This window comes from Variovorax sp. M-6 (assembly GCF_052114385.1).
GTDB lineage: Bacteria > Pseudomonadota > Gammaproteobacteria > Burkholderiales > Burkholderiaceae_C > Variovorax.
Genome location: NZ_JBFREQ010000007.1, coordinates 92,246 through 106,760 on the forward strand (window position 1 = coordinate 92,246; position 14,515 = coordinate 106,760).

13 protein-coding genes are annotated in these 14,515 nt (G+C 68.1%); 9 read left to right on the forward strand and 4 right to left on the reverse strand.

Annotation, left to right across the window (positions count from 1 at the left end; genetic code table 11):
• Nucleotides 1-7 precede the first annotated feature (7 nt).
• Genes AB4Z46_RS10355 through AB4Z46_RS10370 form a run of 4 tightly spaced genes read left to right on the forward strand, consistent with a single transcriptional unit; the run spans nt 8 to nt 3,683 of the window.
• Nucleotides 8-925, forward strand: a complete 918-nt coding sequence (locus AB4Z46_RS10355; RefSeq protein ID WP_442283402.1) for an AAA family ATPase — start codon at nt 8-10, stop codon at nt 923-925.
• Nucleotides 922-2,088, forward strand: coding sequence for a vWA domain-containing protein (locus AB4Z46_RS10360; protein ID WP_442283403.1), 1,167 nt, complete (start codon nt 922-924; stop codon nt 2,086-2,088). The genes AB4Z46_RS10355 and AB4Z46_RS10360 overlap by 4 nt, the downstream gene beginning before the upstream one ends.
• A 31-nt stretch (nt 2,089-2,119) precedes the next feature.
• The gene (locus tag AB4Z46_RS10365; RefSeq protein ID WP_442283404.1) at nt 2,120-3,007 is read left to right on the forward strand and encodes an XdhC family protein; all 888 of its coding nucleotides are present in this window, start codon (nt 2,120-2,122) and stop codon (nt 3,005-3,007) included.
• A 1-nt stretch (nt 3,008) separates the two neighbouring features.
• Nucleotides 3,009-3,683: a nucleotidyltransferase family protein gene (locus tag AB4Z46_RS10370; protein ID WP_442283405.1), complete on the forward strand. Its 675-nt coding sequence runs from the start codon at nt 3,009-3,011 to the stop codon at nt 3,681-3,683.
• 85 nt (nt 3,684-3,768) lie between these two features.
• Here the strand turns inward: AB4Z46_RS10370 and AB4Z46_RS10375 are convergent, their stop codons facing one another.
• Entirely contained in the window at nt 3,769-5,211 is a 1,443-nt protein-coding gene (locus AB4Z46_RS10375) for an NAD(P)/FAD-dependent oxidoreductase (protein ID WP_442283406.1), read from the reverse strand.
• A 13-nt stretch (nt 5,212-5,224) separates the two neighbouring features.
• A complete protein-coding gene (locus AB4Z46_RS10380) occupies nt 5,225-5,626 on the reverse strand; it encodes a nuclear transport factor 2 family protein (protein WP_442283407.1) in 402 nt (133 codons plus the stop codon).
• A gap of 148 nt (nt 5,627-5,774) precedes the next feature.
• Between AB4Z46_RS10380 and pdxR the strand changes: the two genes are divergently transcribed.
• The 4 genes from pdxR to AB4Z46_RS10400 all read left to right on the forward strand — a co-directional run bounded on the left by pdxR (nt 5,775) and on the right by AB4Z46_RS10400 (nt 10,483).
• Nucleotides 5,775-7,310 (forward strand): MocR-like pyridoxine biosynthesis transcription factor PdxR, encoded by a 1,536-nt coding sequence (pdxR, locus tag AB4Z46_RS10385; RefSeq protein ID WP_442283408.1) that lies wholly within the window; start codon nt 5,775-5,777, stop codon nt 7,308-7,310.
• 477 nt (nt 7,311-7,787) lie between these two features.
• Nucleotides 7,788-8,795 carry a taurine ABC transporter substrate-binding protein gene (gene tauA / locus AB4Z46_RS10390; protein WP_442283409.1) on the forward strand — a complete coding sequence of 336 codons (1,008 nt, stop codon included), beginning with the start codon at nt 7,788-7,790 and terminating at the stop codon, nt 8,793-8,795.
• A 25-nt stretch (nt 8,796-8,820) separates the two neighbouring features.
• On the forward strand, nt 8,821-9,609 hold the full coding sequence (locus AB4Z46_RS10395; RefSeq protein ID WP_442283410.1) for a taurine ABC transporter ATP-binding protein: 789 nt from the start codon (nt 8,821-8,823) through the stop codon (nt 9,607-9,609).
• Nucleotides 9,602-10,483, forward strand: coding sequence for an ABC transporter permease subunit (locus AB4Z46_RS10400; RefSeq protein ID WP_442283411.1), 882 nt, complete (start codon nt 9,602-9,604; stop codon nt 10,481-10,483). Before AB4Z46_RS10395 ends, AB4Z46_RS10400 begins: the two co-directional genes overlap by 8 nt.
• Nucleotides 10,484-10,534: 51 nt before the next feature.
• On the opposite strand, the gene AB4Z46_RS10405 is transcribed toward AB4Z46_RS10400, so the two are convergent.
• Both AB4Z46_RS10405 and AB4Z46_RS10410 read right to left on the reverse strand, forming a co-directional pair.
• Nucleotides 10,535-11,893 (reverse strand): MFS transporter, encoded by a 1,359-nt coding sequence (locus AB4Z46_RS10405; protein ID WP_442283412.1) that lies wholly within the window; start codon nt 11,891-11,893, stop codon nt 10,535-10,537.
• Nucleotides 11,890-13,581 carry a GMC family oxidoreductase gene (locus AB4Z46_RS10410; RefSeq protein ID WP_442283413.1) on the reverse strand — a complete coding sequence of 564 codons (1,692 nt, stop codon included), beginning with the start codon at nt 13,579-13,581 and terminating at the stop codon, nt 11,890-11,892. The genes AB4Z46_RS10405 and AB4Z46_RS10410 overlap by 4 nt, the downstream gene beginning before the upstream one ends.
• 101 nt (nt 13,582-13,682) lie before the next feature.
• Between AB4Z46_RS10410 and AB4Z46_RS10415 the strand changes: the two genes are divergently transcribed.
• Nucleotides 13,683-14,510: an IclR family transcriptional regulator gene (locus tag AB4Z46_RS10415; protein WP_442283414.1), complete on the forward strand. Its 828-nt coding sequence runs from the start codon at nt 13,683-13,685 to the stop codon at nt 14,508-14,510.
• Nucleotides 14,511-14,515 lie beyond the last annotated feature (5 nt).

A 14,515-nucleotide genomic window follows, 5' to 3' on the forward strand; every position in this document is an offset into this window, starting at 1 on the left:
GCCCGCCATGACCGACGCCGAGCTGCGAGAGTCGCTCCACCGGGCCGGCTACATCGCCGACGAGAGCCTCGCGACCACGCTGTGGCTGGCCGGCGAGCTGGAGCGTCCGCTGCTGATCGAGGGCGACGCAGGCGTCGGCAAGACCGCGCTGGCCGGCGCGCTGGCGCGGGCTCGCGCACAGGCGCTGGTACGGCTCCAATGCCACGAAGGGCTGGACCTGTCGCAGGCCGCCTACGAGTGGAACTACGGTCGCCAGCTGCTCGCGATCCGCCTTGGCGAGACCCAGGCCCAGGGCCTGAAGGAGTCCGACCTGTTCGGGCGCGACTACCTGCTGGAGCGGCCGCTGCTGCAGGCCATCTCGAGCGAGCAACCCTGCGTGCTGCTGATCGACGAGATCGATCGCGCCGACGAGGCCTTCGAGGCCTTCCTGCTCGAAGTGCTGGCCGACTACCAGATCACCGTGCCCGAGCTCGGCACCCTGCGTGCGAGGCACATCCCGCAGGTGGTGCTGACCAGCAACGGCACGCGCGAGCTGTCGGATGCGCTGCGCCGGCGCTGCCTGTACCACTACCTCGACTATCCGAGCCTGGCGCGCGAGATCGCGATCGTGCGCACGACCCTGCCGCACGCCGAGGGTGCGCTGGTCGAACAGGCGGTCGCCTTCGTGCAGCGGCTGCGGCGCGAGGACCTGACCAAGACGCCCGGCGTGGCCGAGACGCTCGACTGGGTGCGCGCCCTGCACCGCCTGTCTTTCAAGGCGCTGCCCGAGGATCCGCATGCGCTCGCGGCCACGCTGGCTTGCCTGGTCAAGACGCGCGAAGACCGCTTCCAGCTCGGCGAGGAGCGCCTGCGCCAGCTGATCGAAGGGCGGCGCGCGGTCGGCGTCGCAGAGAAGGCGCCGCAACCGGCGGCGGCACGTCCATGAACACCGTCGCACGCCCGCTCGAAAGCATCGCGGGATTCGCCGCGCTGCTGCGCGACCATGGCATGAAGGTCGGCATCGCCGAGCAGCAGGCCTTCGTGCAGGCGGCATTGCGCCTGCCGCTGGAGCGCGCGGCCCGGCTCGATCCGGCCTGGCGTGCCATCGCCTGCCACGACGCGCGCGACTGGCAGCGCTGGCCCGAGCTGTTCGACAGCTTTTGGCATCCGCAGCGCGTCAAGGGGCGTGCCAAGGTCGGTGGCCAGACGCGGCCGAGCCGAAGCCTGCAACAGGTGGTGCAGAGCCTGCACGAACGCATGGACGGCGCCGCGCCTTCGGCCCGCTCCGGCCCGGCGGACGCCGCGCTGGACGCGCCGCCCGTGATCGAGGACGAGGCCGCGCTGCAGCGCGCCCAGGGCGGCGCCAGCCGCACCGACGCGCTGCACGACCGCTCGCTGTCGCAATGGCTGCCGCAGGACCTCGCGCTGCTGCAGAGCCTGGCCGAGCAGATCGCCCGGCGCCTGCGCAAGCGCCTCACGCGGCGCTGGCACGACGACGCGCGCGGCCGTCGCCTCGACGTGCGGCGCACGCTGCGCGCCAGCCTGCGCACCGGCGGTCTGCCGATCCATCCGGTGTGGCGCGCGCCGCGGCGCGAGTGGCCGCGGCTCTTCATCCTGGTCGACGTCAGCCGGTCGATGGAGACCCACGCGCAACTCTTCCTGCGCATCGCGCGCGCCTTCGTCGCGGCCTTGAATGCGCGGGTGTTCGTGTTCCATACGCGGCTGGCCGAGGTCACGCCGCTGCTGCGCAGCGACTCGGTCGCGGTGCAGGAGAAGGTCAATGCCGTGACGGCCGGCTTCGGCGGCGGGACCCGCATCGCCACCAGCGTGGCGGACTTCCATGCCGTGCATGCGCGCGCCCAACTGCAGCGCAACGCGCGCGTCTGGGTGCTCTCCGACGGCTTCGATGCCGATCCGCCGCAGCGCCTGGCCGAGGAGCTGGCGCGTGTGCGGGCACGCGGCGCCAGGCTGCACTGGTTCCATCCGTCCGACGCGCGGCCTGCCTCGGAGTCGATGCAGGCCGTGATCGGGCAACGCATGCTGGTCGACGGCTTTTCGCGGCTCAACAGCCTGCGCGATCTCGCCGACCTTGCAAAGCACCTGCGCTGATTCGCAGGGCGACCTCACGAAGGAGAACGACATGGGCAACGCAGACACCGTCCTCGAGGCCGCGCGCCGGCTGCAGCAGGCCGGCACGCCCTGCGCGCTGGTCAGCGTCGTGAAGGCGCTGCCGCCTGCCTCCGCGCATCCGGGCGACAAGGCGATCGTCACCGCCGACGGCGAGATGAATGGCTGGGTCGGCGGCGGCTGCGCACAGCCGGCCGTCATCCGCACGGTGCGCCAGGCGCTGGCTGACGGCCGGGCGCGGATGATCCGCATTGCGCCGGCCGAGGAGACCCGCGAGCGCGAGCTCGGCGACGTGCTCGAGTTCGGCATGGCCTGCCACTCCGGCGGCACGCTGGAGCTGTTCGTCGATCCGCTGCTGCCGCGCGCCGAGCTGGTGGTGGTCGGCAGCTCGCCGGTGGCCGCGAGCCTGGTGCAACTCGGGCCGCGCGTCGGCTTCGCGGTGACGCTGGTGGCCCAGGGCGCGAAGGCGGCGGACTATCCCGACGCCTACCGGGTCATCGACCGCGACGACGCCGCCACGGTGCTGCCGCAGGTCGGCGCCGGGGCCTGGGTGGTCATCGCGACGCAGGGCCGCCGCGACCTGCAGGCGCTGGGACTGGCGCTCTCGTTGAAGGCACGGCAGGTGTCCTTCGTCGCCAGCGCGCGCAAGGCCCAGGTGCTGAAGGATTCGCTGATCACCGCAGGGGCCGACGCGGCGGCCGTGGCCGCGATCGTTGCGCCGGCCGGCTACCCGATCTCGGCATCGACGCCCGAGGAGATCGCGCTGTCGGTGCTGGCGGCGGTGGTGTCGAACCGGCGCCAGGCCGCCACGCGGCCTGCGGGCCGCGCCGCGGACGACGCCATGATTGCTCGCCCGGCGTTGGCTGCGCTGCCGGCCAGGGCGCCTTGCTGCGGAGGCTGACATGGGTTGCATTCTCAAGGGGGGTGGCGGCCTCTATGCGCGCCTGGTGGTAGGCGCCGTGCTGCTGGCCGCAGGCGCGGGCAGCCGGCTCGGCGGGCGGCCCAAGTCGCTGCTCGAACTCGGCGGCGTGCCATTGATCCGGCGGCAGCTGATCGCGCTGTCGGGCGCCGGTGTCGACGAAGTGGTCGTGGTGCTCGGCCACCACGCCGAGGCGATCGAGGCCGCGGTGCGCGACTTCCCGGTGACGCTGGCACGCAATCCGGCGCCGGACGACGGCCAGGCCTCGTCGGTGCGCATCGGTCTGCAGGCGCTCACGGGCAAGCTCGATGCCGTCGTCGTCGCGCTGGCCGACCAGCCGATGATCAACGCGCAGGACATCACGGCGCTGATCGGCGCCTTCAAGAAGCGCGGGGAGGCGTCGATGGTGGTGCCGCGGGTGGCCGGCGAGCCCGGCAACCCGGTCATCTTCGAGGCGGGCTTGCGCGACGAATGGCTGGCCGGCGACGCCAATGCCGCCTGCCGCCGCTGGCGCGAGGCGCACCCCGAGCGGGTGTTCTGGCTCGACACCGACAACCAGCGCTTTCGCGTCGACATCGACACGCCGGAAGACCTCGAGCGCTTCGCGAAGCGCACCGGCCACATGCTGCGCTGGCCCGCCGCGCCGGCGGCCGCCTGATCCCCGCGATGCGGCGCCTGGCCGATCGCCTCCATCCCCGATGGCGGCGCTGGGCGCGCCGGCGCCCGCTTGCCCCTTTGAATGCCTACTTCTCGTCGCGCAGCCAGTACCACTTGTAGAGAACGCGCTGGCCCATGCGGCGGAACGGCGCGAAAAGCGGCGACTCCACCAGGCCCAGGACGTTGGGATAGGGCAGCGGTGAGTCATAGATCGGAAGCTCGAAGACCTCGCGTCCGCCGTCCTTGCCTGCCACCCGCTCTGCCAGGCGCTTGCCCGCCCACGTCGAGAAGGACACGCCGTTGCCGCCGTAGCCCACGGCATACCAGACCGTCTTGTGGTCCTCGGGCTGGGTGATGCGCGGCATCATGTCGTGACTCACGTCGACCCAGCCCCACCAGGAATAGTCGATCTGAATGCCTGCCAGGGGTGGAAACTTGCGGGCAATGGCGTCGGTGAGCAGTTTCAGGTGCGTCGGGTCTTCGGCATCGGCGCCGCTCACCGAACTGCGGCTGCCGAGCTGCAGGCGCTTGTCCTTGAGCAGCCGGTAGTAGAAGCGCAGCGTTCGCGTGTCGGTCAGGAAAGTGAGCGACTTGAAGTTCGTCGCCGCCAGTTCCGCATCGGTCAACGGCCGGGTCACCACCGAGTTCGAGAGGATCGGCATGATCCGGTTCTTCAGCATCGGGTTCAGCGCCTGGCCGGTGTAGCCGCCGGTGCAGACGGCGACCCGCTTCGCGCGGACGACACCGCCCGGCGTGCGCAGATGATGAACGCCGCCGATGGTTTCCCAGCCTTGCACCGGGCTCGAGGTGTGCACCTTGACCCCCAGTTCGCGCGCCTTGCGCATCAGGCCGAAGGTGAACTTGAGCGGATGGATGCCGACGCCTTCGGCCTCGAACAAGGCACCGACGGTCTCCCGCTCGTCGCAGTAGTCGCGCCGCACTTCTTCGGCGCCCATCATGCGGGTGCGGTAGCCGAAGGTGTCGCGCATCAGCGCTGCCTCGGCGTTCAGAGCMGGCAACTTCTCAGGCCGGTGGGCGAGGAACAGGTGGCCACCGTCGAAGGCGTCACAGTCGATCCGTGTCGTCAGATCCTTGAAGTTCTCGAAACCGGAGCGTATTTCGATATCGAGCCGCTTGGCGGTGTCCAGGCCCCAGCGCGCGATCCATTGCGAACGCTTCAGTCGACCGCTCGCGTTCTGGCCCTGTCCGCCGCTGCGACTGGAGCAACCCCAGGCCGCCTGGTTGGCTTCCAGCACCGTGGCTTGAATGCCGTGCTCCTGCGCCAGGTAGAGCGCCGTCGACATGCCCGTCGCACCGGAGCCGATGACCGCCACGTCGACGTCGATGTCTCGCACGACGGGCCCATCGTCTTGCGGCGGCGTGCCGGCACTGGCGACCCAGTACGTGGGCGCGTAGGCGCGGCCCGCACCCGGATTGGCCGCAACCAGCGGGTCGTAGCGCGGGTCGTACGGCTTGGCGGCAGGCACCGAACCAGGGGCGACGAATGAGGCGCGAGCAGTGATCGTCATGAGAGGGTTCCGGCTACCTGGCGGCGGGAATGTTCGGGCGCGCCTTGCGGAACACGTTCTTGAGATGGATCTTTCCGTCCTTGAAGGTGAAGACGTCGATGCCGTCGCTCTCGATCCGGCTGCCGTCGGCTGCCGTGCCGGTGAAGGTCCATTGCGAGGTGCCGAAGTCGCCCTGCACGAAGTGCACGCCGTCTCGCCACTGCGCGTCCGGCACGGCCTGCCATGCGGCGGCAAAGGCCTTTCGCACGGCTTCGGTGCCGATGTGTCGGGTGCCGCATGCGTCCGGTCCGGCGGCGGTCTGGAAGATGCAGTCCGGCGTCATGAAGCTCATGAGTGCATCGATGTCGTGCCTGTTCCATGCATCGCTGAAGGCTGCGAGGGTGGCGGTAGTGACGGGGGAAGAATGAGCGGTCACGCGATGACTCCTGATTGAATGTTGCAAGCGTAGGCAGGCGGCCGCAGAGGTGGTAGGGCCAGATGCAGGGATTCGACCGAGCCAGAAAGACACGCAGCGGAGATTTCCACTTCATATCGGTGCGCAGAAGCCCTAGACTGCGCCACGCATGTCTTCTTCGCGATCAACCCAATGGGCGCAGCTCTTTGCGCTGTCCGATCAATCCGGACTGCCCCTGCAAGGGCGACTGCGGGCAGCCGTCGTGCAGGCAATCCTCGATGGGCGGCTCGGCTCCGGTGCGCCGCTGCCGTCATCGCGCGTCCTGGCTGATTTGCTCGGCATGAGTCGCAACACGGTGACTTCGGCCTACCTCCAGTTGATGGACGAGGGTTTTCTCGAAGCCCGTCCCCGCAGCGGCGTGTTCGTGGCGCACAACGCCAAGTCCGTCACGGCGGTCGCGGCCGAACCCCTGATCGGCCGCAGCGGCCAATCCGGGCAACCGCCGGAATGGTCGGCGAGAGTCTTGCGCTCGTTGGTCGACCAGCCGACGCTGGCCAAGCCGGACCAGTGGCGCGGCTACCCCTACCCCTTCGTCTACGGCACCTACGACCCGCAGCTGTTCCCGACCGAGACATTCCGCGAATGCTGCGCCCGAACCCTGGCGCGTTCGCAGTTGCCGCACTGGACGCCGGACTTCGAAACGGACGACGTGCCGGATCTGATCGAGCAGATCCGCACCCGCTTGCTGCCCAAGCGAGGCGTGTTCGCGCTGAAACAGGAAATTCTCGTCACGGTCGGTGCGCAGCATGCCTACTACCTGCTGGCGGAAGCGCTTTTCGACGAGCGGACGTCCGTCGGCCTGGAAGAGCCGGGCCATCCGCACGCGCGCAACAGCTTCTCGATGCGCAATCCCAAGTGGGTGGAAGTCGCGGTGGACGAGGAGGGTCTGGTGGTCGATGCGCTGCCCGCGGTCGACTATCTCTTCATCACGCCGTCGCATCAGAGCCCGACCACCGTGACGCTGACCCTGGAGCGTCGCCAGTGGCTGTTGCGCAAGGCCGAGTTGCAGGATTTCGTCATCATCGAGGACGACTACGAAGCCGAGAACCTGTACGAAGGCGCGCCCATGCCGGCTCTCAAGAGCCTCGACAAGACCGGGCGCGTGATCTACGTGGGTTCGGTGTCCAAGAGCCTGTCGCCCGCGCTTCGGCTGGGGTACATCGTGGCGCCGCGCGCGCTCATCAGCGAATTGCGTGCCATCCGGCATGCAATGGTGCGCCATCCAAGCGCGTTCCTGCAGCACGCCTATGCGCTCTTTCTGTCGCTGGGGCATCACGAATCGCATGCCCGGCGCGTGAATGCCGCGATGCAGGAGCGCCTGGCCCTGGCGGCGGAGGCCTTGCGCAACCATCTGCCGGATTTCGATTTCCGGCTTCCGCAAGGCGGAGCGTCGATCTGGGTGCAGGCGCCCGCGTGGGTGGATGCGGCCGAACTGGCGCTGATGGCACGTCGCCACGGTGTGCTGATCGAGGCGGGCGATGTCTTCTTCGCGAAGCCTCCCTACCCGTGCCCCTTGTTTCGCCTGCGACTTTCCTCGATCGCCGCGTCGCAGATCCCGGCCGGCATCCGCGCCTTGGGCCAGGCCGTGGAGGAGCTCGCCGCGGCGCGCGGCGAGCGTCGCGCGCCGACGACACGAGCGCACTGAGGCGGCGCCGCGCACTAGGGCCTGTTCACACTATTTCCGGGGATCGCGTTGCCGGGCGAAGGGGCTGGATGCAAGGCGCCCGTGCGCAGCAAGGCTATCGCCTTGCAAGCGCGGGCAACGCCGCAGACGGCCCCTTCGCCCGGCAACCCGAAGGGAAGGCCTGCCAGGACGAGCCACTCGGCGTTGCGCTCCTCGCATGTGCCAACGCACATGCCGCGTCGCGCGCCTTGATTGGCCCGTCCTGGCAGGCCTTCGCGACCCCGGAAATAGTGTGAACAGGCCCTAGGTGCGTGCACGGGCGGGCACCGGGGCGCACCATACGAGGGTAAGTCCGTAGCTGCTGGCTCCATGCACGCTGCGACGCTGGCACTTCCGACCCCGGTGCGTTGCGTGCACAGTCGCATCCGGCGGCGTCAACAATCGCGTGCTTCTGCGTGATCCTGCGATGCATTCCTCCCTACTTCTAGGAGCAACCAAATGAACAGTTCCAAGCGCTTCCAACTTCAATGCGCCGTCGCCTTGGCCGCGGCCACGCTGTGCGGCGGGGTCCTGGCCCAGTCCAAGGAGCTGACTTTCGCGCACCAGGACATGCTGGTTCCGCTGCGGCTCGTCATGGAGTCGGGGGAGGTCGAAAAGGCGACCGGCTACAAGATCAACTGGCGCATGTTCGCGGGCGGCGGCGACGTGATCCGCGCCATGGCCTCCGGTGACGTGCAGATGGGCGAAACCGGCTCCAGCCCGCTCACCGCCGCCGCCAGCCAGGGGCAGGACATCCAGCTGTTCTGGATCTCGGCCGATATCGCCGACGCCGAGGCGCTGGTCGCGCGCAACGGCAGCAACATCAACAGCGTCAAGGATCTGGCGGGCAAGAAGGTCGCCACGCCGTTCGTGTCGACCGCGCACTACCAGCTCATGTCGGTGATGAAGATGGACGGCGTGGACGCCAAGACCGTCAACGTGATGAACATGCGGCCGCCGGAGATCGCCGCAGCCTGGGAGCGGGGCGATATCGACGCCACGTTCATCTGGGATCCGGTGCTGTCGAAGATCAAGACCAATGGCAAGGCGGTCGCCACCTCGGGCAGCATCGGCAAGCGGGGGGCGCCGACCTTCGAGGGCATCGTCGTCAATTCCAAATGGGCCGCCGCCAACGAGTCCTTCATGGTCGCCTTCGTGAAGGCGCTCAACCGTGCCAACGAAGAGTACAAGGCCTCGGCCAAGGGCTGGACTGCCGATTCGGCCCAGGTGAAGGCCATGGCCAAGTGGACCAAGGCCGACCCGAAGGACGTGCTGCCGGTGATGAGCCTCTACAGCTTCCCGACCATGGCCGAGCAAGTGTCGCCGACCTGGCTCGGCGGCGGTGCCGCGAAGGCGATGGCCGGCACGGCCGCCTTCCTGAAGGAACAGGGCCGGGTGCAGGAGGTCAAGCCCGACTACAGCGCATTCGTCACGACGACCTACGTCAACAAGGCGATGGGCAAGTAGGCGGCGGACCGGACGGGAGACCACCATGCCTACGCTCGACATTCGCGACCTGACGGTCAACTACGCGGTCAAGGGCGGCACGCTGCAGGCGCTGGCACCCGTCAACCTCAGGATGCAGGACGGCGATTTCGTCGTCGCGCTCGGCGCTTCAGGGTGCGGCAAGACCACGCTGCTCAACAGCATCGCGGGCTTCCTGCCGCCGTCCACCGGCGAGATCCTGCTCGACGGAAAGCCCGTCGTGGGGCCCGGGGCCGACCGTGGCGTTGTGTTCCAGAAGCATGCCTTGATGCCCTGGCTCAATGTGCGCGACAACGTGGCGCTCGGCCTGCGCATGGCCGGCGTGGGGCGTGCCGAGCGGGTTCGCACCGCGGAGGAAAAGCTCGGGCTGGTCGGCCTGACGCAGTACGCCGACCGCGCCGTCTACGAACTCTCGGGCGGCATGCAGCAGCGGGTGGGCATTGCGCGTGCGCTGGCCAGCGACCCCGCCGTCCTGCTGATGGACGAGCCCATGGGCGCGCTCGACGCCTTCACCCGCGAGCAGGTGCAGGAGATCCTGCTCAAGGCCTGGGCGAAGTCGAACAAGATGGTGTTCTTCATCACCCATTCGGTGGAAGAGGCGTTGTTCCTCGGCACCCGCCTGGTCGTGATGAGCCCGAGTCCGGGGCGCATCTCGCATGTCTACGACGATGTGCCGTTCTCGCGCCAGTTTCTCTCGCACGGCGACTCGCGCCGGGTGAAGTCCGAGCCCGCTTTCATCCGCATGCGCGAGGAAGTGCTTTCCATCATCCACGATCGCGAGCCCGCCCATGCCTGACGCCGTCGCCGCCGTCCACGTTGCCGTGAAACCCGTGACCCCTCCCTCGGCACCCGCCGCGCCGACGACCGGCCCCACCCTCAAGACCAGTGCCTTCAAGGTGCCGGGTCAGGGCGCCAGCGGGACGATCAGCGTGGTCACCGTGCTGGTGCTGCTGATGCTGTGGGCCCTCATCACCAACATCGGCTGGATCAAGCCGATGTTCCTGCCGTCGCCGCAGGCGGTCTTCCAGCAGTTCTACGAATATGTCACCGGCCAGGCCAACGACAAGCCGCTGTGGCAGCATTTCCTGGCGAGCATGTTTCGCGTGTTCTCCGCGTTTCTGCTCGCCTGCGTGACGGCCATTCCGGTCGGCATCGCGATGGGAATGAGCCGCTGGGCGCGCGGCATCTTCGACCCGCCGCTCGAGTTCTACCGTCCGCTGCCGCCGCTGGCTTACCTGCCGCTCATCATCATCTGGTTCGGCATCGACGAGCTGCCCAAGGTGCTGCTGATCTTTCTGAGCTGCTTTGCGCCGCTGGCGCTGGCCGCCCGCTCGGGCATGCGCAGCGCATCGCAGGAGCAGATCAACGCCGCGTACTCGATGGGCGCGAGCTACATGCAGGTGATTCGTCACGTGATCCTGCCTTCGGCGCTGCCCGACATCCTGGTCGGCATGCGCATCGCCATCGGCTTCGGCTGGACCACGCTGGTGGCGGCCGAGATGGTGGCGGCCAACATGGGTCTGGGGCAGATGGTGCTGAACGCGTCCAATTTCCTGCGCACCGACATCGTGATCATGGGGATCATCGTGATCGGCGTCGTGGCCTACCTCTTCGACCTTCTCATGCGGTGGCTCGAGCGCCGGCTGGTGCCCTGGAAGGGCCGGATGTGACGGCGCTGCCCGCGCTGGGCAGCGGCCGCCCGCGGGTGGCGACCGCCCCGCTCAGGCGGCACCCGCTCGCCGCACCGGCTGGCCGGCGCTGAGGCCGGACTCTCCGTCGATGGTTTCGTCGGCGCTCGGGGAACGGCCGATCAGCCAGGCGCACCACGCCGACACTGCGCCCGCGAACATCACGTACATGCAGATCTGCCACGGCTCGCCGGCGCCCGACTTGAGCAGTGCGGTCGCGATGATGGGCGTGATGCCCGAGGCGAAGATGCCCGAGAACTGATAGACGAAGGAGATGCCCGTGTAGCGCACCTTGGCGTCGAACAGGTCGCAGAAGAGCGCGGCCTCCGGTCCATACACGGAGGCGTAGAGGATGCCGAAGGGAATGATGATGGCCAGCCAGATCAGGAACATGTTGCCGCCGCTGGTCGTGATGAGCCAGAAGGCCGGGAACGACGCGGCAGCCGTGATGAGCGAGCCCCACATGTAGACCTTCGGGCGACCGAGGCGGTCGGACATGCGGCCGAAGAACGGAATGAAGAAGCACATCACCACCGCGGCGGCCATCACTCCCAGCAGGGCGCCGGTGCGACTGACCTTGATCGTGCTCGTGAGGTAGTTGATGGAGAACACGCCGAAGATGTTGAAGAACACGCCGTCGATGTAGCGCGCGCCCATGCCCTTGAGGACGTTGCCCGGATAGCGCCGGATCATGTCGATGAAGGGTATGCGCAGTTCGGCGTTCCTGGCCTTCACGGCGGAGAACTCCGGCGTTTCCTGCACGTGCAGCCGTATGTACATGCCCACGATGACCATCACGCCGGAGAGGAGGAAGGCGATGCGCCAGCCCCATGACATGAACTGCTCGTCGGTGAGCAGCCACGACAGCAGTGCCACCACCCCGGATGCGAGGCACAGGCCGATGGCCAGGCCGATCTGGGGCAGCGATGCGTAGAAGCCGCGCTTTTCCTTCGGCGCGTATTCATAGGCCATGAGCACCGCGCCGCCCCATTCGCCGCCCAGGCCGATGCCCTGGCCGATTCGAAGGAGCAGCAGCAGGATGGGCGCCGCGACGCCGATCTGTGCGTAGGTCGGCACCAGGCCGATGAGGAAGGTGGCAACGCCCATGATCATCAGCGTGATGACCAGCATGCTCTTGCGCCCGATCTTGTCGCCGAAGTGGCCGAAGATCACGCCGCCCAGCGGCCGCGTGACGAAGCCGACCGCGAAGGTCGTGTACGCGAGCATCGTGGACACCACCGGATCGCTGCCGGGAAAGTACAGCTTGCTGAAAACGATCCCGGCGACCACGCCGTACAGGAAGAAGTCGTACCACTCGATCGTGGCGCCCACCAGCGCCGAGATCACTGCCCTACGGATCTTTCTTTCGTCTACCACCGTCGTTCCACTCATGTCGTTGTCTCCAATGAAGTGTTGTTGTGATGGGCCTTCGGCCTGGCCCTGGCTTGACTCTGTGGGGTCCTTGCGTCTTCTCGGATCAGGTCGACGGCTTTCTCGGCCATCATCACGGCGGCTGCATTGGTGTTGCCGGAGACCAGCGTCGGCATGGCCGAGCAGTCGATGACGCGCAGCCCGCCGATGCCGTGCACGCGCATGCGCGCGTCGACGACGGCCAGCGGATCGTTGCCCATCCGGCAAGTACCGCTCGGGTGGAAGATGGTGGCGCCGTTGTTGCGACAGAACTCGAGCAGGTCCGCATCCGTCAGGATCGCGCCGCCGGGCTTCACCTCGCGCCTGACGTACGGGCGCATCGCCGGCGTCTCGGCAATGGCGCGTGCGGCTTTCACGGCCGCAACGGCTGTGCGGCGGTCGAGGTCGGTCGACAGGTAGTTCGGCTGCATCTCCGGCGGCTCGAAGGGATCGGTCGAACGGATGCGGATATGGCCGCGCGATTCAGGTCGAAGCTGGCACACCGACATGGTGAAGCCCGAGTACGGGTGCACCTTCCCACCCGCCATGTCCGCCGACAGCGTGGCGACGTGGAACTGGGTGTCCGGCGTGGCTGCGACGGGCCGGCCTTGCTCGTCACGCAGCGCATGCATGAAGCAGCCGCCCTGGTTGATGCCGATGGCCAGCGCGCCGGTGCGGTGCAGCAGCCATTCGAGGCCCAGTTTCGCCCGGCCCGTCCACGAGTTGAGCTGATCGTTGGTGGTGATGGGTTTCGTGCACTCGTAGCCCAGGCGGATCTGCAGGTGGTCCTGCAGGTTTTCACCGACGCCCGGCAGGTGATGAACCACCGGCACGCCGCGCGCTTCGAGCAGGTCGCGATGGCCGATGCCCGACAGCTGCAACAACTGCGGCGACTGGATGGCACCGGCCGCCAGCAGCACCTCGGCGCGTGCGCGGGCGATCTTCATCTGGCCGTCCTGCCGGTAGCGCACGCCGCCGGCGCGTCGGCCCTCCAGCACCACCCCGGCGGCGAAGGCCTCGGTCTCGATGCGCAGGTTGGACCGCTGCTTCACCGCAGGCGGGAGGTACGCCTTGGCGGTGCTGCAGCGCAAGCCCTTGTGCGTGTTGAGCTGGAAGTAGCCCGCGCCTTCCTGCCGGGCGCCGTTGAAGTCGTCGGTGCGCGGCACGCCGATCTGTTCGGCGCCGCTGATGAAGGCCTCGATCAGTTCGTGCTTCGCGCCGATGTCGGACACCTTCAGCGGGCCGTCGCCGCCGTGCAGGGGAATGGCGCCGCGCTCGTTGCCTTCCGACTTGATGAAGTAGGGCAGCACATCCTCGTAGCCCCAGCCGGGGTTGCCCAGCGACGCCCAGTGGTCGAAGTCCTCGCGCTGGCCGCGGATGTAGATCAGTCCGTTGATCGAGCTGCACCCCCCCAGCGTCTTGCCGCGCGGCCAGTAGATGCGGCGGCCGTTCATGTTCGGATCGGGATCGGTCTCGAAGCGCCAGTTGACCGCGGGGCTCCACATGGTCTTGCCGTAGCCGATCGGCAGATGGATCCAGGGCGAGGTGTCGCGCGGTCCGGCCTCGAGCAGCAGCACACGCGTTCCGGGGTCTTCGCTCAGCCGGCTGGCCAGCACGCAGCCGGCTGAACCGGCGCCCACCACGATGTAGTCGAACTCTGGATCGGTCATGGATTCCGTTCATCTCGCGATGGAACAATCACGATTGTCTCGACGCCGATCGTATGGTGTTGATTTTCGGAACGCAATGTTCCACTTTAGAGATTTACCCTATGACGACCTCCCGGCGAAAAACGGCCGCGGTTCCCATCGACACCCCTGAAACAGGCCCGGACAAGGCGGAAAGCGGCGAATTCGCGTCGAGTTCGTCGGCAGGGCGCAGCCTGCGCCTGCTGGCCTTGCTGGCCGCCGAGGGAAGAGCGCTCACGCTGGCCGATCTCGCGGCGCGGCTGACGCTGCCCAAGGGCACGACGCATCGCATCTGCACGCAGCTGTTGGCGGCCGGCTTTCTGGCGCGGGACGTCGACGAGCGCTCGTTCGTCGTCGGGCCGGCGCTTCGCCAACTGGCCTTCGACACGCTCAACCATGGCGTGGTGCGCGGACTGCGCCATGACGTGCTGTCCGAACTGGTCCGCCAGGTCGGCGAGACCTGCAACTTCACGACGCTGGACGGCACGCAGGTGCTGTACCTGGACCGCGTCGAGGCGCACTGGCCGCTACGGCTCACGCTGGATGTCGGCTCGCACGTGCCGCTGCATTGCACGGCCAGCGGCAAGCTGATGCTGGCGCAGATGTCGCCTCAGGATCGCGAAGCGGTGATCGGCGGCATCACGCTCACGCGCATGACGGCCAACAGCATCGTCAGTGCCACCGAACTGCATGCGGAGTGCAACGCCATCGCCGAGCGCGGCTACGCCTGCGACAACGAGGAATTCATCGCGGGTCTGGTGGCGGTGGCGGTGCCGGTGCGCAATGCGGCGGGCGAAGTGCGGGCGGCGATCGCGGTGCATGCGCCCGCCGCGCGGATGTCGCTGAAAGATGCGCTGAGCCGGCTCGACGCGCTCAAGGCGGCGGCTGCCCGCATGGGCGCGTTGGTCTGAGCGCC

Bases quoted from the DNA above. Each gene is read 5' to 3' on its own strand.
- AB4Z46_RS10355 (WP_442283402.1), top strand. From the start codon at position 8: ATGACCGACGCCGAGCTGCGAGAGTCGCTCCACCGGGCCGGCTACATC.
- AB4Z46_RS10360 (WP_442283403.1), top strand. From the start codon at position 922: ATGAACACCGTCGCACGCCCGCTCGAAAGCATCGCGGGATTCGCCGCG.
- AB4Z46_RS10365 (WP_442283404.1), top strand. From the start codon at position 2,120: ATGGGCAACGCAGACACCGTCCTCGAGGCCGCGCGCCGGCTGCAGCAG.
- AB4Z46_RS10370 (WP_442283405.1), top strand. From the start codon at position 3,009: ATGGGTTGCATTCTCAAGGGGGGTGGCGGCCTCTATGCGCGCCTGGTG.
- pdxR (WP_442283408.1), top strand. From the start codon at position 5,775: ATGTCTTCTTCGCGATCAACCCAATGGGCGCAGCTCTTTGCGCTGTCC.
- tauA (WP_442283409.1), top strand. From the start codon at position 7,788: ATGAACAGTTCCAAGCGCTTCCAACTTCAATGCGCCGTCGCCTTGGCC.
- AB4Z46_RS10395 (WP_442283410.1), top strand. From the start codon at position 8,821: ATGCCTACGCTCGACATTCGCGACCTGACGGTCAACTACGCGGTCAAG.
- AB4Z46_RS10400 (WP_442283411.1), top strand. From the start codon at position 9,602: ATGCCTGACGCCGTCGCCGCCGTCCACGTTGCCGTGAAACCCGTGACC.
- AB4Z46_RS10405 (WP_442283412.1), bottom strand. From the start codon at position 11,893: ATGAGTGGAACGACGGTGGTAGACGAAAGAAAGATCCGTAGGGCAGTG.
- AB4Z46_RS10410 (WP_442283413.1), bottom strand. From the start codon at position 13,581: ATGACCGATCCAGAGTTCGACTACATCGTGGTGGGCGCCGGTTCAGCC.
- AB4Z46_RS10415 (WP_442283414.1), top strand. From the start codon at position 13,683: ATGACGACCTCCCGGCGAAAAACGGCCGCGGTTCCCATCGACACCCCT.